Source organism: Pseudomonas sp. P4_D7, assembly GCF_056401755.1.
Window position 1 is genome coordinate 39,034 of record NZ_JBFUIR010000027.1, and the last position, 18,294, is coordinate 57,327.

Genomic DNA, 18,294 nt, shown 5'->3' on the forward strand with positions numbered 1-18,294 from the left:
GCGCTTATTTCGGTGAAAGCGAGGACGCCAGAATCAGCAGCGCCAGCCAGCCGAAGCCAAAAAAGCGCTGTTTCATCGAGTGGCCGTAGCGCAGCAGGAACCAGACGAAAACCATCGGCAGCAGGAAGATCATGATTTTCAGCCAACCTTCCACCGGACGACTGCCATCGGCATTGGCCTGCTCAGTGGCCGGTTGCTCGGTTGGCTGCTGGCGTCGACGCCGCGCGGCGGCCGGCATGACTTTCGGTAAAGGTTGCGGTTCAGGCGCTGGTGCAGTGACTTCGGGCACAGCCTTGTTACGCGGCAGACTGCCAAAAGAAATCGTCGAAGGCTGAACCGGGGCCGCGGCTGTCTGCGCCTGGGCGTGAGCGGTTTGCTCCGCTATCGGAGCTCCACAATGAATGCAGGCCGAGGCTTCGGAGCTGATGCTCTTTTTGCATTCATAACATTCGATCAGCGCCATGTTCCGTTCCTTCAGATTCGAGGCCGGCAGTTTGCCATGAGTGTCGCGGTATTTGAACCGGATCGAAGGTCGCACGCGCGCATCATTCTGCAATCAACCCCGTGCTAGCATGTCGCGCATATTTGGAGGACCCATGGTCGAACACGATTTCCGCTATACCCTGATGAACCCGCAACACACCCTCACCGAATGCCGCGCCCTCGTTCCGGGCCGCTATCAGGTCACCGGCAATGGTGGCTCGATTCGCATCGGTGACGCGCTGTTGGTCACCCTCAAAGGCAGCAAGGACTTGTCCATGCGCCTGACCGTTGAAACCGTCCGCCACCTGATCAACCCGCCGGGCCAATGGACCGCGATGACCACTGGCCCGGTGTTCGGCGAACTGGCGATCCACACCTGGCAGGTCAATTGCGACAGCTGCGCCAAAGAGCTGAGCTTCGAATTTGCCGTGGACGCCAAACTCGGCAAGGCCGCAGAGAAACCGGCGGCCACCGCGCGCATCGCCGAGCTGGGCTGGAAAGCCGTGGGCGAAAAGCACCTGTGCCCGAAATGCCAGGAGCCTGCGTGATGAAACGGCTTGCCCTGACCGCTATGGTCGGTGTGGGTCTGGTGGGTTGCGCGGCAGAGCCTGTGCAACTGCAACAGAACCGCAGCTACATTCTGGAGTGGATCGGCGAGCGCCCGCTGATGGATTACAGCCATCTGACCGTGACCCTGGGCGATGATGGCCGCGCCTACGGCAACGGCGGCTGCAACCATTGGTTTGCGCCGTATACGCTGGACGGCGACAAGCTGACCTTCGGCAAGATCGGCAAGACCCGCAAACTCTGTGCACCGGCGTTGATGGAGCAGGAACAACGCTTCCTGCAGGCGCTGGAACACGTCGAGCGCTGGGATATCTCGCCGATCGAGCAGATGCGCTTCTGGCCGGCTGAAGGCAAGCCGTTGCGTTGGTGGTTGGAAGAAGGCTAAAAAGCCCTCACCCTAACCCTCTCCCAGGGGGAGAGGGGACTGAATGGGGGATATTGGAGAGCTACGCCGACCTGAAAGGCCTATGCCGAATCCATAATCGACCGGATTTTGCTTTGGCGACCCCATAATCGACCTGATCTTGCCTTGGCGAATCTACAATCGACTCGATCTCTCAGGTCGATGTACCTGGCCAGACACCTCGGTCGGCTCCCTCTCCCTCTGGGAGAGGGCTGGGGTGAGGGTTGCTCTTTAGCGGCAACTCACTTGGTTGCCTGCAACGCCTCCAGCTTCGCCATCACCCCCGCCGCCGTCTGCTCGCCCATCAACTGCTCACGCACCTTGCCTTTGTTGTCGATGATGTACGTCACCGGCAGCGCCTCACTGCGCGGCAACTCAAACAACTCCGCCGGATCCTGCGCCAGCACGGTGAACTTGATGCCCAGTTTTTCACTGGCGTCTTTCAGCTCCACACCTTGCACATTGTCAAAGTTGACCCCGAACACGCCGACGTTCTTGCTCTTCAGCTCGTCAGCCAGATGGTTGAGCTCCGGGATCTCGGTGCGGCACGGGCCGCACCATTCGGCCCAGTAGTTGAGCACCACCCATTGCTTGTCGAGACGTTCGGACGCGACCTTCTGACCGTTCTGGTCGATCCCGTAATCATTGCCGCAGCCCCCCAGCATCAACGCCCCGATTATCGTCAATGCCGCTGCCAATCGCCGTGTCATGTCGTGTTCCTTGTGAAAATTTGAAGGCGCCTGCGACCCATTGCCTCCGAAGGTTCTGGATTGCGCGCTGCACAGTTAGAATAGCCGCCACTTTACGCCAGAAGCGACCCGCCATGACCGATCTGACGCTTTATCACAATCCGCGCTGCTCGAAATCCCGCGGCGCGCTGGAACTTCTTGAAGCCCGCGGCCTGACCCCGAACGTCGTGCGGTACCTCGAAACCCCGCTGAATGCAGCGCAAATCAAGGCCCTGCTCGGCAAGCTCGGGATCAGCGCACGTCAGTTGCTGCGCACCGGGGAAGATGAATACAAAATGCTTCAACTGGCTGACGAAAGCCTCAGCGAAGCGCAATTGATCGACGCTATTGCCCAGCATCCAAAACTGATGGAGCGACCGATTCTCGAGGTTGGCGACAAAGCGGTGATCGGTCGCCCACCCGAGAATATCCTGGAGTTGCTGCCGTGAGCGCGCCGTACATTCTGGTGCTGTATTACAGCCGCAACGGCTCGACCAACGAGATGGCCCGGCAGATTGCCCGCGGCGTCGAGCAGGCTGGCCTCGAAGCGCGCCTGCGCACCGTGCCGGCAATCTCCACCGAGTGCGAAGCCGTGGCCCCGGCCATCCCGGACGAAGGCGCGCTGTACGCAACGCTGGATGATTTGAAGAACTGCGCCGGTCTCGCCCTCGGTAGCCCGACGCGTTTCGGCAACATGGCTGCGCCACTGAAGTACTTCCTCGACGGCACCAGCAACCTGTGGCTGACCGGCGCCCTCGTCGGCAAACCGGCTGGCGTGTTCACCTCCACCGCCAGCCTGCACGGCGGTCAGGAAACCACCCTGCTGTCGATGATGTTGCCGCTGCTGCACCACGGCATGCTCATCACCGGCTTGCCGTACAGCGAGTCGGCGCTGCTGGAAACCCAGGGTGGCGGCACGCCTTACGGTGCCAGTCATCACGCCGGAGCGGACGGCAAAAAAGGCCTTGATCAACACGAAGTGGCGCTGTGCCGTGCGTTGGGTCTGCGGCTGGCCAAAACCGCTCAGAAACTGGTGGGCTGAGATGGCGAAGAAGCCGAAGATTCTGCCGAGTGTCGAGTGGCTTGAGCCACGGGTGAAGGCAATGCGGGTGCTCAGCCTGCTGAGCTTTTTCGCCCTCGCCGGTCTGCTCGCGGCCTACTATCTGCTGTTCGCCGACCTGCACGGCGCGCGGCCATGGGTGATTCTGCTGGTCGAGCTGATCCCGTGGATCGTCCTCGCCCCTGCGATGATCATGGGCAGCGCCCGTGGGCATTCGTGGATGTGCTTCGTGGTGAATCTGTATTTCATCAAAGGCGCACTGGCGGCGTATGACCCGAGCCGACATTGGTTTGGGGTGCTGGAGATGATCGCGAGCCTGGCGGTGTTCTGCTCGGCGCTGTTGTATGTGCGGTGGCGGTATCAGTTGAATCGTAAACTGGCTGGCGAGGGCGAGATCAGCGTCGCCTGACGAATAGCTATCGCGAGCAGGCTCACTCCTACAGGGGATCTGTGGCGTTCACAAATCCCTGTAGGAGCGAGCCTGTTCGCGAATGGGGCGACGCGGTCTTAATGGTTGACGGTGTACGCGAGCATCATCGAAATCTGGCTCATGGCCCGCCCGCCACTCTGTTCGTGCCACTGGTTGAACACATCTTGCACGATCGCCAGATCGCGCAGACTGGTCGGCACCTTGTCGACGATCTTCTGTGCATTCAGCGCCGCAACCACGTCGTAGCTCGGCACGAACGTATCCTTGCCGACCATGCGCAAAAAGCGTGGCGCCGACAGCCCGCCCAATTGATGGCCGTGCTTTTTCAGGTACGTCCACAGGCCGACGATATCGGTCACCGGCCAGTCGGCAATCAACGCGCCAAAACTGCCCTTGTCTTTCTCGACATCGAGGATGAACTGCGCATTGCGCGGCACGCTCTTGAGCTTGCCCAGGTGACGGATAATCCGCGCATCCTGCATCAGGCGTTCAAGATGTTCGGCGCTCATCAGCACGACTTTTTCCGGGTCGAACTTGAAGAACACTTCTTCGAAGGCCGGCCACTTGGCGTCGACCAGACTGTGCTTGAGGCCGGCACGGAACACGCGCAGGGCCATAGTCGAGAGGTAACGGTCGTCGCTGATCTTGCGCAATTGCGCAGGGGTCTTGGGAACGGGCAGATGGGCTTCCAGTTCAGCCGCCGAACCGAAGCGGTTCAGACAGTATTCGTGCAGCCACTTGTAATCGCGCATGCCCTCTCCTATTGAATAAAGCGAAGAAACCTATGTGGGAGCGAGCCTGCTCGCGAAAGCGGTGTGTCATTCAACTGATTCGTTGACTGATACTCCCTCTTCGCGAGCAGGCTCGCTCCCACATTTGAAATGGGTTTACAGATTGACGACGTTGACGAAGCGCGAAGCCGCGGTCTCGTCGATCTTCAGGCTGGTGAAGTCGAACAGGTTGCGGTCGGCCAGTTGCGACGGAATCACGTTCTGCAGGCTGCGGAAGATGCTTTCGGTACGGCCCGGGGTCTTGCGTTCCCAGTCCTGAAGCATTTCCTTGACTACCTGACGCTGCAGGTTTTCCTGCGAACCGCAGAGGTTGCACGGGATGATCGGGAATTCCTTGAAGTCCGAGTACGCCTGAATGTCTTTCTCGTTGCAGTAGGCCAGCGGACGAATCACCACGTTGCGGCCGTCATCGGCGCGCAACTTCGGCGGCATGGCCTTGAGGCTGCCGTTGAAGAACATGTTGAGGAAGAACGTCTCGACGATGTCGTCACGGTGGTGACCGAGAGCCATTTTCGTCGCGCCAATCTCATCGGCAAAGGTGTACAGCGTGCCGCGACGCAGGCGCGAGCACAGCGAGCAAGTGGTCTTGCCTTCCGGGATCAGTTCCTTGACCACCGAGTAGGTGTCTTTCTCGACGATGTGGTACTCGACGCCCAGCTCTTTCAGATAGGCCGGCAGCACATGCTCGGGGAAGCCCGGCTGCTTCTGGTCCATGTTCACGGCAACGATCTCGAACTTGATCGGGGCAACCTTTTGCAGGTGCAGCAGCACGTCGAGCATGGTGTAGCTGTCTTTGCCGCCGGACAGGCAGACCATGACCTTGTCGCCATCTTCAATCATGTTGAAATCGGCGACCGCTTCGCCGGCCAGACGGCGCAGGCGCTTTTGCAGTTTGTTCTGGTTGACCGTAAGAGTGCCCATGACGCGAAATCCGTGAGGTGTGACGAAAGGCCGGCATTTTACGCAAAAACCCCGGGGTTGTGGGCACAGGTTGTCGCGGCCAGCCGACGGCGCGTTAACAGACCCCGAGGCGATTACCCGCCCTGTTTACAGCGCGATTTGCTCTAAGCCCCTAATACCTGTGCGGGTAAGACCTTTCTATACTGCGACATAAGGTCGCACACATCTGAAGACCTGAATTTGCTCGGCCACCTTGGCCCGTAGGCGCTCCGTTGGGGGGCGATGGCAATAACAAGAGGAGTGACTGGCATGATCCATCACGTAGTGGGACTTTTTACCCACCCCGATCAGGAATGGAAGGAAATCCGTGGCGACCAAGAGGAAAGCATCAGCCACATGTACCTCACTCACACGCTGATTCTGGCGGCGATCCCCGCTGTCTCGGCGTTTATCGGCACGACTCAGGTCGGCTGGGTAATCGGCAATCGCGCACCGGTGATGCTCACCGTTGAAAGCGCGATCTGGATGACGGTCATGTCGTATCTGGCCATGCTCGGTGGGGTCGCGGTCATGGGTGCTTTTGTGCACTGGATGGCCCGCACCTATGACGCCAATCCGAGCCTGGCCCGTTGCGTGGCGTTTGCCACTTACACCGCAACACCGTTGTTTGTCGGCGGCCTGGCGGCGCTGTATCCGCATATGTGGCTGGGGATGATCGTCGGCACGGCGGCCATCTGCTACACGGTGTATCTGTTGTATGTGGGGCTGCCGACGTTCATGAACATTCCGTCGGACGAAGGTTTTCTGTTCTCGAGCTCGGTGCTGGCGGTGGGTCTGGTGGTGCTGGTCGCCATCATGGCGTTTACCGTGATCGTCTGGGGGCTGGGCGTGGGGCCCGTCTATACCAACTGACTCGATAAGCCAATCAGAGGCCGCCGCAAGGCGGCCTTGTCGTTTGCGCGATGACCATTCGGCAGCTTGGCGATTCGCAAGTGCACAGGGTTGCGGCATACTCGACGCCTCTGGAGATCCATCAAGCATGCCCGAGCAACTCAATACCCGCGTCGAAGACTGTTACCAACTCGCTGAATCCTTTTTCAAACGCTCTTTCCCACGCCCTGTCGTCAGCCTCAAGCTGCGCGGGCAAAAAGCCGGTGTCGCGCATCTGCACGAGAACCTGCTGCGCTTCAATCCTCAGCTTTACCGGGAAAACACCGAACATTTCCTCAAGCAGACCGTGGCCCACGAAGTCGCACACCTGATCGCCCATCAGTTGTTTGGCGAGCGTATCCAGCCGCATGGCGAGGAATGGCAACTGATCATGCGCGGCGTTTACGAACTGCCGCCGGATCGCTGCCACACCTATGCAATCAAGCGCCGCAGCGTGACCCGCTATATCTACAAATGCCCCTGCGCCGACAGTGATTTCCCGTTCTCGGCGCAGCGCCATAGTCTGGTGCGGCAGGGGCGGCGGTATTTGTGTCGTCGCTGTCGGAACACGTTGGTGTTCAGTGGTGAGATGCGGGTGGAATAGCCCGGATTTGCAGTGCCTGTACCGACCCCTTCGCGAGCAGGCTCGCTCCCACAGTGGGCCGCATTCCAAATGTGGGAGCGAGCCTGCTCGCGAAGAGGCCGGTACAGGCACTAGAGAACTACCTTGGCACGCCGCAATTCGGCAATCCGCTCAGCACTAAACCCCAATTCCCCCAACACCTGATCCGTATGCTGCCCCAACGCCGCGCCAACATGCCGCGGCGCCGGCAACGCCTCGGAAAATTTCAACGGGCAGGCCATCTGCGCCTGCGTCGAGCCAGCCCCACGCGGCACCTGTGTCACCAGTTTCCGCGCCTGCAATTGTGGGTGGCGCACCGCCTCACCCAGACTCAACACCGGCTCGACGCACGCATCGATCCCGGCAAACATCTCGCACAGCTCGGCAAAGTCATGTTTTTCAAACTCGACCGTCAGCGCGTATTTCAACGCCCGCTGTTGTTCAGGCTTGGGCGACAGGCCCTGCGCGGCCAACTCCGGCCGCCCCAGCGCCGCACACAATTGCTGCATGAACCCCGGCTCCAGACTGCCCACCGACATCCAGCGTCCATCGCGAGAACGGTAATAATCGTAGAAGCTGCCGCCGTTGAGCATCTGCTCTTCCCACTCTGGCTCTTCGCCGCAAGCCAGATAGCCGGCACCGGCCATGGCATTCAGGCTGAACGCGCAGTCAGTCATGCTCACATCCAGGTGCGTGCCCTGCCCCGTTTGCTGACGGGCAATCACTGCCGCGAGCAGGCCGATCACCCCGTGCAGCGAACCACCCGCCACGTCCGCCACTTGCATGCCCAGCGGCAACGGCCCGCTATCGGCACGGCCGGTGTAACTGGCAAGGCCGGCCAGCGCCAGGTAGTTAATGTCATGCCCGGCGCGATCCTTGTACGGCCCGGTCTGGCCGTAACCGGTGATCGACACGTAAATCAGCTTCGGGTTGATCGCCTTCAGCGCCTCATAACCCAGGCCCAGACGCTCCATGACACCGGGGCGAAACTGCTCGAGGACGATGTCGTAATCGCTCAGCAGCTGCTTGATCACTTCCAGCGCCTCGGGTTGTTTCAGATCCAGGGCCAGGCTGCGCTTGTTGCGATTGAGGTAGGCGTGACTGGCCGATACTCCGCCATCATGCGGCGGCAATACCCGCAGCAGATCCAGGCGCGTCGGCGACTCGATGCGCAGCACTTCAGCGCCCATGTCCGCCAGCAACAGCGAGGCGAACGGCCCCGGCAGCAATGTCGAGAAATCGAGAATCTTCAGTGAGGCCAGCGGTGCGGACATGGGTGAACTCCTTGGGCGATGCACTCAGCCTAGGCAGCGATGCCGTGTACGGCAATCACCGCAAATGTCAGCGGGTGTGACCGTTACGCTCAAACAGCAGGCAAGAAAAAACCCGCCGAAGCGGGTTTTTCCAGGCAAGCAGTGCTTACTTCACATTGCTTGGGGTTGGGCCTTCAGCCACACCCAGGTCATCTTCCGGACGGGTATCAGCGATACCACGACCGCCCGAGGCCAACTCGGTTTGCAGCTGATCGGTATCCAGCTCCTTGACCCACTTGGCAACCACGATGGTCGCAACAGCGTTACCCACCAGGTTGGTCAATGCGCGAGCTTCGGACATGAAGCGGTCGATACCGAGGATCAGCGCCAGACCGGCTACCGGCAGGTGACCGACCGCCGACAGGGTGGCAGCCAGCACGATGAAGCCCGAACCGGTCACGCCAGCCGCACCTTTGGAGGACAGCAGCAACACCACCAGCAGAGTGATCTGATGGGTGATGTCCATGTGCGTGTCGGTGGCCTGGGCAATGAACACGGCAGCCATGGTCAGGTAGATCGCGGTGCCGTCGAGGTTGAACGAGTAACCGGTCGGGATCACCAGACCCACTACCGATTTCTTCGCGCCCAGACGCTCCATCTTGATCAGCATGCGTGGCAGTACCGATTCCGACGAGGAAGTGCCGAGGACGATCAGCAGCTCTTCACGGATGTAACGAATCATCTTCAGCACGCTGAAACCGTGCATGCGGGCGATACCGCCGAGGACGATGAGGATGAACGCCAGGCAGGTGATGTAGAAGCAGATCATCAGTTGACCCAGCTGCACCAGCGAGCCGACACCGTAGGCACCGATGGTGAAGGCCATCGCACCGAAGGCACCGATCGGCGCAAGCTTCATGATCATGTTGATGATGTTGAACATTACGTGGGCGAAGCGATCGATGAAGTCGAGGATCGGCTTGCCGTAGGCACCCAGGCGATGCAGGGCGAAACCGAAGATCACCGAGAACATCAGCACTTGCAGGATGTCACCGGTGGCGAACGCGCCGACGATGGTGGTCGGGATCACGTTGAGCAGGAAGCCGACAACGCTTTGGTCAGCACCTTGGGCTACGTAGGTGGCGACTTTCGAAGCGTCGAGGGTGGCGACGTCAATGTGCATGCCGGCGCCCGGTTGCACGACGTTGACCACGACCAGACCAACCAACAAAGCGATGGTCGAAACGATTTCGAAGTACAGGAGTGCGTAACCGCCGGTCTTGCCGACCGATTTCATGTTCTGCATGCCAGCGATACCGCTGACCACGGTGCAGAAGATGATCGGGGCGATGATCATTTTGATCAGCTTGATGAACCCGTCACCCAGCGGCTTTACCGCGACACCGAACTGCGGGTAGTAGTGACCGAGCGCAATACCGATGATGATTGCGATGATCACCTGGAAATACAGGGATTTGTACAGTGGCTGACGAGTCGTCATTGCAAGTGTCCTCAAGCGTCCCGCGTGGCAACATCCATCTGTTGGCCGCGAAACCTGAATTGCGAACCCTCCTGCACTGGAGGGATTTGTTGTTCGAGCGGCGCCTCTCCGGGCGGGATAGATGCACGCTTCTGTCGCTGTTACCGCAAACCTCGTGCCACTTTGGTGCAATTGCCTGCAAGCCTTTTGATATCAGGTATTACAGGTGCATGGATGTCACCGTCCCGTTACTCTAGTGTGGCGGATTTCCGCCAACTCGCCGCTTCTCGTCCTACAATTTGGCGGAAATCCGCCTTGTAGGCGCGCCCAGCCGCCGGCTACCATCCGGCGCCTGAGAAAGGATCTGCCGCTTATGCGCGAACGCACCATCGCCAGCCATTTCGCCCGTGCCGCCCTCGGTGGCGCGCGCCGCGTGGGCTTCGATTATTCGCAGTTGCTGTGGCAACTGGGCATCAGCCCGGAATTGCTCGATGAGCCGCGTGCCCGCATCGCTCCGGAACAATTCACCCGGTTGATTCAAGGCCTGTGGCTGGCGCTGGATGACGAATACCTGGGTTTCGGCAACGCCCCGAGCAAACCCGGCAGTTTCGCCATGATGTGCCACGCCTCGATCCACTGCCGCAATCTGGAGAAAGCGCTGCAACGGGGTTTATTGTTTTATAGCCTATTCCCCGAAGCCCCGCGCCTGAGCCTGACGCGCGAAGACGAATGGGTGCGTTTGAACCTCGATGATTCGCAAATGTGCGACCCGGATCACTTTCTCACCGAGAGTTTGCTGGTGATCTGGCATCGTCTGGGCAGTTGGCTGATTGGCCAGCGGATTCGCCTCGAACAGGCGACTTTCAGCTATCCCCGGCCCGAACACGGCGCTGAATATGACTTGTTGTTCCCCTGCCCGCTGACTTTCGGCACCGAGCAAAGCAGCCTTTTATTCCATAGCCGCTATCTGTCTATGCCGCTGTTGCAGGACGAACGCACGCTCAAACATTTTCTCGAACGCTCCCCCGCCGACCTGCTCTCACGCCCGGACGACGGCGACAGCCTGAGTAGCCGTCTGCGCCGTTTGCTCAGTCGCGACACGGCACGCTGGCCGGATCTTGAGGCAGTGGCGGCGCATCTGCACATCAGCCCGCAGACGCTACGCCGGCACTTGCGCGAGGAAGGCAGCAGTTTTCAGGAGTTGAAGGATCAGTTGCGGCGGGATATCGCCATTTATCATTTGGGCCGTGCGGATCTGTCGTTGCAGCAGATTGCCGAGCAGTTGGGGTTTTCCGAACCGTCGGCGTTTCATCGGGCGTTCAAGAAGTGGACGGGGCTGACGCCGGGGGCTTATCGGGCGCAGGAGCAGTGACGCTATAAATCAAAAGCCCCTCACCCTAACCCTCTCCCGGAGGGAGAGGGGACTGATTGGGGGATGTTCAATAAATCCGCCGACCTGACAGCTCTCGCTGAATCCATATTCGACGCAAATCGCTCAGGTCGATCATTTTCGCAAGACACTTCGGTCAGTCCCCTCTACCTCTGGGAGAGGGTTAGGGTGAGGGCAACTCCCGATCACACCGCCGGAAAATGAATCCTGAACGCCGCCCCGCCCATCGGTGAATCACCCAGCGCGAGTTTGGCGTTGTAGCTTTCAATAATGTCCTTGACCACCGCCAACCCGATCCCCTGCCCCGGATGCTGGGCATCCAGCCGCTCGCCACGCTCGAGAATCCGCGCACGCTGATCCGGCGGCACACCCGGGCCGTCATCTTCGACGCACAGTTCGATTCCGGCGAGGGTCTCGCGCACGCTGATGCGTACCTCGCCCAGACACAGGCGATAAGCGTTTTCCAGCAAGTTACCCATCATCTCCAGCAAGGCACCCTGCTCGATCGGCACATAGCAATGCTCGGGTAAATCAAACGCCACCCGCACGTGCTTATCGCGGTAAACCTTGTCCAGCGTGTCGCAGAGGCTTTTGAGCACCGGTTGCAGGCGCACCTGGTGCCGCACCAGTCCGCTTTTGCGCAAACTCGCCCGTTGCAGTTGGTAGCTGATCTGCTGGCTCATGCGTTCGATCTGGCTTTGCAGCACCCAGGCCTGATCGCGCTCTTCGGGACGTTGAGCCATGTCCTCGCTAACCCCTTGCAACACCGCCAACGGGGTTTTCAGGCTGTGCGCCAAGTCATCGAGGGAATCGCGGTAACGACTGCGCTGCTGACGCTCGCTGTGCAGCAAACGGTTGAGCGAGCCGGTCAGGCGCAGCAGTTCGCGTGGATGTTGTTCGGTGAGGCTTTCACGGGTGCCGCCTTCGATTTCGTCGAGTTCCTGACTGAGCCGGCGCAAGGCTTTGAGGCCCCAGGTCAAGCCGATCCACAACAGCGCCAGCAACACGAGTAACGCAGCGCCGAAGCCCAGATAGAGATTTTCACGCAGGCCTTCAAGGGTGGTTTCGTACTCGCGCACCGGTTGCAGGGCAACGATGCTGAACGCCGCGCTTTTGCCGCCGAGCAATTTCACTTCAACGTCGTAGACGAAGAATTCCTGGCCGTTGGTTTCACGAATCCGCGCGAACTCGTTACCGAGGCCGTCATAACGCGGTTTGTAGTTGATCTGCTCTTCCTGGGTGGCTTTCGAGCGCCACACCAGATGCCCTTCGCGGTCGTAGATGTAGCCGAGCAAACGGAAGTCGGTGAGATTGAAGCGCTCATCCGGCAGTTGCGTCGGCATCACCAGCCGACCGTTTTCAATACGCGCGGCCGAGATCAGCGTGGTGACATCCGAAGCCAGCCGCTGCTCAATGGAATCCTGCAAGGCGAGGCTGAACGCGCCTTGCATCGCCGGCAGCAAGGCAAGCATGAACAACACCGCCAACGTGGTGGCGGCGAGCATCAAGCGAACGCGAAGGGAACGAATCAAGTGCAGCGCTCATTGAACAGGTAGCCGAGGCCGCGCACGGTGTCGATCGGCTTGAACCCGGCCGGGCCTTCGAGTTTGCGCCGCAGACGACCGACCAGCACTTCGATGACATTCGGATCGCGCTCGTCGTCGTCCGGGTAGAGCTGCTCCATCAAGCGATCCTTGGGCACCACTTGCTGGTGATGGCGCATGAGGTATTCGAGGATGCGGTACTCGTAGGCGGTCAGCGCCAGCGGTTGCTCGTCGAGGCTCGCCTGTTTGCGATTGAGGTCGAGCAGCAGCGGCCCGGCGACGATGGTCGACTGGGTGAACCCGCTGGAGCGGCGCAGCAAGGCGTTCAGGCGCGCGTCGAGTTCTTCGAACTGGAACGGCTTGACCACATAATCGTCGGCGCCGGCGGCGAGGCCTTCGACCTTGTCCTGCCAGTTGCCACGCGCGGTGAGGATCAGGATCGGGAAGGTCTTGCCAGCCGCGCGCAATTGGCGAATCAGGTCGAGACCGCCCATGCCCGGCAGGCCGAGATCGATCACCGCCAGGTCAAAGTTGAACTGTCCGGTCTGGTACAGCGCCTCTTCGGCATTGGCCACGGACTCGACCACGTGACCACTTTCTGTCAGGCGGGTTTGCAGGTGATGGCGCAACAGCGCTTCATCTTCGACGACCAACAGTTTCATAACACTCTCCCGGATAAATCAGAATCTCCAGTCACACACCTGTGGGAGCGAGCCTGCTCGCGAAGGCTGTGTGTCAGTCGATAAATTGATCGACTGATTCACCGCTTTCGCGAGCAGGCTCGCTCCCACATTGAACCTGCTGGCAACTCCTTAGAAATTGTAGTTAGCCGACAGGTAAGTCTGCGCGCTGCTGGTCAAATCCAGCGAACCTTGCTTGCTGCCACCGCGTTCGCTCATCTCGGTGCTGGCATTGCTGCGCAGGTAACGGTAACCGAGTTCGACCGAAGTGTTTTGCGATACTTGTTGCAACACACCGAGCTGACCGCCGACGGCGTAACCGATATCACTGTCACGGCTAAAGCCTGGCGATTCCTGAGTCAGCTTGGTCAAACCCGCCGTCGCGCCACCGAACAACTTGGTGCTGCCGCCTACCGGGTAGAACAGATCGTAGCTGCCCAGCAGGTTTTCCTGACGCAGTTTAATGCCATTGTGCGAGCCAGACACGTTGTCGTAGGTGGCGTAGTAGCGACCTTGGCTGTTTTGCTGACCGAGGCGTACGCCGTAGGTGTTATTACCGTCGATGGCGCCGGTGGCGTTCGGGTGGTCGAGGTTGTTGTTCAGTGCGTGGGACTTGTTGATCTTGTCGCTGGTCTGGCCGAAGGACAGGCCGGCGAAGTTCGAAGTGGTGTCAGCCTGGGCCGCGATACTGGCGCTCATTACGGTCAATGCCAGCAACAGTTTGTTAAAAGTCATGGGTATTTCCTCTTTCACAGTGCTGTTTGGGTATGGCGCAAGGTTACTGACCGCCCCCTGTACCGCCCCTGAACCGTCTCTGAACCTGACCTGAACCAAATGAACTAGGCTGTTTTGACCCTTTATTGTCAGGAGACCCGACCATGCGCCTGTTCCTCGCCCTTACTTTGCTGGCTGTCAGCAGCCTCACTCAGGCTGCGATCAAGACTGAAGAAATCCCCTATCAGAGCACCGACGGCACGAAACTGATCGGCTACTACGCCTACGACGACGCCATCAAAGGCAAACGCCCGGGTGTCGTCGTGGTGCACGAATGGTGGGGCCTGAACGATTACGCCAAACGCCGCGCACGCGATCTCGCCGCACTTGGCTACAGCGCGTTGGCGATCGACATGTACGGCGAAGGCAAGAACACCGAGCATCCGAAAGACGCGATGGCGTTCATGCAGGCGGCGACCCAGGACGCGGCAGCTTCCAGCAAGCGCTTTGAGGCGGGACTGAATTTGCTGAAGAAACAACCGCAGACCGACGCGAACAAACTGGCGGCGATCGGTTACTGCTTCGGCGGTGGCGTGGTGCTCAACGCCGCGCGACAAGGAGAGCCGCTGGCAGGCGTGGTGAGTTTCCACGGTGCGCTGGCGACCAAGACCCCGGCGACACCCGGCAGTGTGAAGGCGAAGATTCTGGTCGAACACGGTGCGCTGGACAGCATGGTCACTCCAGACAATGTCACGGCGTTCAAGGCGGAAATGGACAAGGCTGGCGCTGACTACAAGTTCGTCAGCCTCGACGGCGCCAAGCACGGTTTTACCAATCCGGATGCCGATCGCCTGAGCCATGGCGAGCACGGTGGCCCGGACATCGGGTACAACAAGGCAGCGGATGAAAAATCCTGGGCGGACATGAAAGCGTTCTTGCAGAAAATCTTTAGCTGATCAAAGACACCGCGGCGCGGCCTTCGCGAGCAGGCTCACTCCCACACCGGATCTATGCCGCCCGGAAGATCCCCTGTGGGAGCGAGCCTGCTCGCGAAAGCTTCACCGCCAATCTCGACCTCGGCCCGACTAACCGGCAAAATGCCCGCCATGAATCTCACCCCCACCCTGCCCGCCTGCTGCACCGCGCTCGACAGCCACTGGCCGTTGCCGACGGTATTGCCTGATACCGTGCTGCTCAGCACTCACTTCGATCCGGCTCAATTGCTTGGCGATGACTTTCGCCGTAGCGCCATCGAGCCGCCACCAAGCATTCAGCGCTCGGTGGCCAAACGTCAGGCAGAATTCCTCGCCGGGCGGATTTGCGCCCGAGCGGCGTTGCGGCAATTGGAAGGCAGCAGCGTTGTGCCTGCGATTGGTGAAGACCGCGCGCCGATATGGCCCGCGCATATCTGCGGCTCGATCACGCACAGCACCGGACGCGCGGCAGCGATTGTCGCCGACAAAAGGCACTGGCGCGGTTTGGGCATGGATCTGGAAAACCTGCTCGACACCGAACGTGCCGAGCGGCTGGCTGGGGAGATTCTGACGCCACCTGAAATGCAGCGCATGACGGCCGCCTCGCGGGATCAGTTGGCGTTGTGGGTGACGCTGACGTTTTCGGTGAAGGAAAGTCTGTTCAAAGCGCTGTACCCGATTGTGCAGCAGCGCTTTTATTTCGAGCATGCTGAAGTGCTGGAATGGACGGAGGCGGGTCAGGTGCATTTGCGCTTGTTGACAGACTTGTCTGCTGAATGGCGCAACGGTACTGAACTGGAGGCGCAGTTCGGGGTGCAGGATGGGCAGTTGCTGAGTCTGGTCAGCATCAAGGCCTGAAGATTTGTGTTGCGGGCGCTGGCGCTATCGCGAGCAGGCTCACTCCTACAGTTGAAATGCGTTCCCCTGTAGGAGTGAGCCTGCTCGCGATGAGGCCTGCCCAACCAACACAAGACTCAACGACGTTCCTGATTTCTCGGCCAACTCAGGCTAAAGCAAGCCCCACCCAGACTCTTGCTCTTGCCAATGATCGCCCGACCGTCGTGCCAGTGAATGATCCGTCGCACAATCGACAAGCCCAGGCCATGCCCGCCCGACGCCCGCGTACGGCTGTCATCCAGGCGTAGAAACGGCGTGAAAATCCGCTCCCACGCCACTTCCGGCACGCCCGGGCCGTCATCCTCGACGTCGACGCGGCAGCGCAATTGCCCGACCTGATAACTGACCGTCACCTTCGAACGCGCATGGCGCATGGCGTTGCTCACCAGGTTCTGTAGCGCCCGATGCAGATAACGCGGCTCGGCTTCGACCCAGGCATCATCGTTATCCGCCGCAGACAGGCACAAACCACGCTGCACCGTGACCTCGGCACGCAGCGGCGCCAGCTCCTCAATCACCTGATTGACCAGCGCATCCAGATCGATGCGCTGGAACGTCAGCGCCGGCGAACCCTGCTCCAGTCGCGCATAGGTGAGCATTTCATCGACCAGTTTATCGAGGTCCTCGATGTCGTGATCCATGCCTTCGCGGTACTTCTCCAGCGCTTGCGGCGTGGTCGCCGAGCCGATCATTTCCAGACCGAAACGCAGACGCGCCACCGGCGTGCGAAGTTCATGAGAGACCGCACGCACCAATTCGCGCTGGATTGCCAGTAGCTGCTGCAAGTGCTCGGCCATGCCGTTGAACGCCGCCGCCAGACGCCCGACCGAGTCGGCACCGCGCGCCGGCACACGGGTTTCCAGGCTGCCCTTGGCAATCCGCGTGGCCGCCGCTTCGAGGCCGCGTAAACGGCGTTCGAGCTGGCGCACCAACAGATAAACGATGAGGCCGATCAGGGTCAGGCCGAGTGCAGCGATCAGCACCAGCCATTCCGGCGGGTACGGGTTCATCTGGTACAGCGGTCCGATTTCCAGCACCCACGGCGTGCCGACCATGCCGGCAAACACGCGGATCGAATCGCCGCCCTTGCCCAGCGCCATCACCGTGTCGCCTTCGGCCACGCGGCGGCTCTGGTCTTCGTCCATGTCGGCGTCATTCACCGTGACCAGGCGCAGATCGAAACCGAAGCCCTTCTCTTCCTTTATCTGTGCGAGGCGCTTGGGTTGCTCTGCGACCGGCACGCGCACCAGTTCATCGGCCAGCAGGTAAATGGTTGCGCGGGCCAGTTGCTCGCTGATCTGCTGAACTTCACCCACCAGTACGAGCTGTTCCTTGTCGCTGACCATCCGGTAAACCTTCGCTGCGTGCGGACCGGTCTGCTCGACCAACGCCTGCCCCCGTTGCACGCGGGTGCGCTGGGTCAGATCGAGATCGGTCTCGGCAAACTTCTTCAGCGCCAGCGGGATCCCCAGCAAACGCTCCCACACCAGCAACGCGCGATGGCGCTCGGTTTCATTCATCGGTTGCAGGTTGTCGGCCATCAGCGAGAACGTGCCGTGGGCCAGCCGCTCGCGATACTGCTCGCTGCGCACCTGATTGAGCAGATTCAGCGCCAGCACGCCGAGCACCGCCACCAGAATCAGCGCTGCGCACATGCCGCCGTAGATGCGCAGGAAGATCGAGTTCACAGAGGCAGGTCTACGCAGGCTTCAGGAACGAACAGATAACCTTTGCTGCGAATGGTCTTGATCAGGCGTGGATGGTCGGGGTCGTCGCCGATTTTCGGGCGGATGCGCGAGATGCGCACATCAATCGAACGGTCCTGACCGTCATAGCCGATGCCGCGCAGTGCAGTGAAGATTTCTTCGCGGGACAGAATCCGCCCGGCGTTGGACACCAACAGCCAGAGCAGATCGAACTCGGCGCTGGTCAGCTCGATGCCGCTGTCGCTCAGCCACGCTTCACGCAAGGCGTTATCGACCACCAGCGGGCCGAATTGCAGACGGCGGGATTTTTCGGCGAGCGGTTCAGGTGTGTCGCTACGGCGCAGCAACGCCTGGATTCGTGCCAGCAACAGACGTGGGCGCACCGGTTTGCACACGTAATCGTCGGCACCGAGATCGAGCCCGTGGATCTGATCGGCATCGTCGGTGCGCGCGGTGAGCATCAGAATCGGCCCGTCATACTGATTGCGCACCTTGCGACAGATGCTCAGGCCATCCTCGCCCGGCAGCATCAGATCAAGGATCACCAGATCCGGCTGCTCCTGGATGATCCGCGCAGCCGCCAGCGCCCCGTTGCCTTCGATATCCACGCGCAGTCCATTGGCTTGCAGGTAGTCGCGCGTCAATTCGGCCAGCCGCTGGTCATCCTCGACGATCAATACCTCAAAGGCTTGTTGCTCCACCGCTGACCTCTGCTTTCTATTGTTATTAATAAAGGAGGAAC

21 protein-coding genes are annotated in these 18,294 nt (G+C 60.2%); 10 read left to right on the top strand and 11 right to left on the bottom strand.

Features of this window, described 5'->3' with window-relative positions; all coding sequences use genetic code 11:
• Window positions 1-4: 4 nt before the first annotated feature.
• Complete coding sequence (locus AC1DVF_RS17835; protein WP_099759342.1) at window positions 5-463, bottom strand: hypothetical protein; 459 nt, start codon at window positions 461-463, stop codon at window positions 5-7.
• A gap of 133 nt (window positions 464-596) precedes the next feature.
• On the opposite strand from AC1DVF_RS17835, the gene AC1DVF_RS17840 reads away from it, so the two are divergent.
• Window positions 597-1,031, top strand: coding sequence for a hypothetical protein (locus AC1DVF_RS17840; RefSeq protein ID WP_095051061.1), 435 nt, complete (start codon window positions 597-599; stop codon window positions 1,029-1,031).
• Window positions 1,031-1,435: an META domain-containing protein gene (locus AC1DVF_RS17845; RefSeq protein WP_093442194.1), complete on the top strand. Its 405-nt coding sequence runs from the start codon at window positions 1,031-1,033 to the stop codon at window positions 1,433-1,435. The genes AC1DVF_RS17840 and AC1DVF_RS17845 overlap by 1 nt, the downstream gene beginning before the upstream one ends.
• A gap of 260 nt (window positions 1,436-1,695) precedes the next feature.
• Here the strand turns inward: AC1DVF_RS17845 and AC1DVF_RS17850 are convergent, their stop codons facing one another.
• Window positions 1,696-2,163, bottom strand: coding sequence for a TlpA disulfide reductase family protein (locus tag AC1DVF_RS17850; protein ID WP_007917494.1), 468 nt, complete (start codon window positions 2,161-2,163; stop codon window positions 1,696-1,698).
• 113 nt (window positions 2,164-2,276) lie between these two features.
• On the opposite strand from AC1DVF_RS17850, the gene arsC reads away from it, so the two are divergent.
• From arsC to AC1DVF_RS17865, 3 genes are read left to right on the top strand one after another with little or no spacing between them, the layout of a single operon-like run.
• Window positions 2,277-2,630 carry an arsenate reductase (glutaredoxin) gene (gene arsC, locus AC1DVF_RS17855; RefSeq protein WP_093442189.1) on the top strand — a complete coding sequence of 118 codons (354 nt, stop codon included), beginning with the start codon at window positions 2,277-2,279 and terminating at the stop codon, window positions 2,628-2,630.
• A complete protein-coding gene (gene wrbA, locus AC1DVF_RS17860) occupies window positions 2,627-3,223 on the top strand; it encodes an NAD(P)H:quinone oxidoreductase (RefSeq protein WP_093442184.1) in 597 nt (198 codons plus the stop codon). The genes arsC and wrbA overlap by 4 nt, the downstream gene beginning before the upstream one ends.
• Window position 3,224: 1 nt before the next feature.
• Window positions 3,225-3,650, top strand: a complete 426-nt coding sequence (locus AC1DVF_RS17865) for a DUF2069 domain-containing protein (RefSeq protein ID WP_093442178.1) — start codon at window positions 3,225-3,227, stop codon at window positions 3,648-3,650.
• 98 nt (window positions 3,651-3,748) lie between these two features.
• Here AC1DVF_RS17865 and AC1DVF_RS17870 read toward each other — a convergent pair whose 3' ends face one another.
• Complete coding sequence (locus AC1DVF_RS17870; RefSeq protein ID WP_093442173.1) at window positions 3,749-4,423, bottom strand: DNA-3-methyladenine glycosylase I; 675 nt, start codon at window positions 4,421-4,423, stop codon at window positions 3,749-3,751.
• 135 nt (window positions 4,424-4,558) lie between these two features.
• Window positions 4,559-5,383 (bottom strand): tRNA 2-thiocytidine(32) synthetase TtcA, encoded by an 825-nt coding sequence (gene ttcA / locus AC1DVF_RS17875; RefSeq protein ID WP_093442168.1) that lies wholly within the window; start codon window positions 5,381-5,383, stop codon window positions 4,559-4,561.
• Between the two features lie 288 nt (window positions 5,384-5,671).
• Here ttcA and AC1DVF_RS17880 point away from each other — a divergent pair, with 288 nt between their 5' ends.
• Window positions 5,672-6,274 (top strand): Yip1 family protein, encoded by a 603-nt coding sequence (locus AC1DVF_RS17880; protein WP_007917515.1) that lies wholly within the window; start codon window positions 5,672-5,674, stop codon window positions 6,272-6,274.
• A 127-nt stretch (window positions 6,275-6,401) separates the two neighbouring features.
• Complete coding sequence (locus AC1DVF_RS17885) at window positions 6,402-6,896, top strand: SprT family zinc-dependent metalloprotease (RefSeq protein WP_007917517.1); 495 nt, start codon at window positions 6,402-6,404, stop codon at window positions 6,894-6,896.
• Window positions 6,897-7,006: 110 nt separating this feature from the next.
• Here AC1DVF_RS17885 and AC1DVF_RS17890 read toward each other — a convergent pair whose 3' ends face one another.
• Window positions 7,007-8,188 (bottom strand): CaiB/BaiF CoA transferase family protein, encoded by a 1,182-nt coding sequence (locus AC1DVF_RS17890; protein WP_477782895.1) that lies wholly within the window; start codon window positions 8,186-8,188, stop codon window positions 7,007-7,009.
• Between the two features lie 145 nt (window positions 8,189-8,333).
• The gene (locus AC1DVF_RS17895) at window positions 8,334-9,668 is read right to left on the bottom strand and encodes a dicarboxylate/amino acid:cation symporter (RefSeq protein WP_477782896.1); all 1,335 of its coding nucleotides are present in this window, start codon (window positions 9,666-9,668) and stop codon (window positions 8,334-8,336) included.
• A 352-nt stretch (window positions 9,669-10,020) separates the two neighbouring features.
• On the opposite strand from AC1DVF_RS17895, the gene AC1DVF_RS17900 reads away from it, so the two are divergent.
• Window positions 10,021-11,019: an AraC family transcriptional regulator gene (locus tag AC1DVF_RS17900; protein ID WP_477782897.1), complete on the top strand. Its 999-nt coding sequence runs from the start codon at window positions 10,021-10,023 to the stop codon at window positions 11,017-11,019.
• 203 nt (window positions 11,020-11,222) lie between these two features.
• Here AC1DVF_RS17900 and AC1DVF_RS17905 read toward each other — a convergent pair whose 3' ends face one another.
• The 3 genes from AC1DVF_RS17905 to AC1DVF_RS17915 all read right to left on the bottom strand — a co-directional run bounded on the left by AC1DVF_RS17905 (window position 11,223) and on the right by AC1DVF_RS17915 (window position 13,996).
• Complete coding sequence (locus AC1DVF_RS17905; RefSeq protein ID WP_095051103.1) at window positions 11,223-12,569, bottom strand: ATP-binding protein; 1,347 nt, start codon at window positions 12,567-12,569, stop codon at window positions 11,223-11,225.
• Window positions 12,566-13,243 carry a response regulator transcription factor gene (locus AC1DVF_RS17910; RefSeq protein ID WP_093442145.1) on the bottom strand — a complete coding sequence of 226 codons (678 nt, stop codon included), beginning with the start codon at window positions 13,241-13,243 and terminating at the stop codon, window positions 12,566-12,568. Before AC1DVF_RS17910 ends, AC1DVF_RS17905 begins: the two co-directional genes overlap by 4 nt.
• Before the next feature lie 150 nt (window positions 13,244-13,393).
• Entirely contained in the window at window positions 13,394-13,996 is a 603-nt protein-coding gene (locus AC1DVF_RS17915; RefSeq protein WP_116256252.1) for an outer membrane beta-barrel protein, read from the bottom strand.
• A gap of 143 nt (window positions 13,997-14,139) precedes the next feature.
• On the opposite strand from AC1DVF_RS17915, the gene AC1DVF_RS17920 reads away from it, so the two are divergent.
• Both AC1DVF_RS17920 and AC1DVF_RS17925 read left to right on the top strand, forming a co-directional pair.
• Complete coding sequence (locus AC1DVF_RS17920; RefSeq protein WP_186624798.1) at window positions 14,140-14,931, top strand: dienelactone hydrolase family protein; 792 nt, start codon at window positions 14,140-14,142, stop codon at window positions 14,929-14,931.
• Between the two features lie 150 nt (window positions 14,932-15,081).
• A complete protein-coding gene (locus tag AC1DVF_RS17925) occupies window positions 15,082-15,807 on the top strand; it encodes a 4'-phosphopantetheinyl transferase family protein (RefSeq protein WP_477782898.1) in 726 nt (241 codons plus the stop codon).
• A 116-nt stretch (window positions 15,808-15,923) separates the two neighbouring features.
• On the opposite strand, the gene AC1DVF_RS17930 is transcribed toward AC1DVF_RS17925, so the two are convergent.
• Together AC1DVF_RS17930 and AC1DVF_RS17935 are read right to left on the bottom strand one after the other, a co-directional pair.
• The gene (locus AC1DVF_RS17930) at window positions 15,924-17,534 is read right to left on the bottom strand and encodes an ATP-binding protein (protein WP_194934161.1); all 1,611 of its coding nucleotides are present in this window, start codon (window positions 17,532-17,534) and stop codon (window positions 15,924-15,926) included.
• The gene (locus tag AC1DVF_RS17935) at window positions 17,531-18,253 is read right to left on the bottom strand and encodes a response regulator (RefSeq protein ID WP_093442121.1); all 723 of its coding nucleotides are present in this window, start codon (window positions 18,251-18,253) and stop codon (window positions 17,531-17,533) included. The genes AC1DVF_RS17930 and AC1DVF_RS17935 overlap by 4 nt, the downstream gene beginning before the upstream one ends.
• Between the last annotated feature and the right edge of the window lie 41 nt (window positions 18,254-18,294).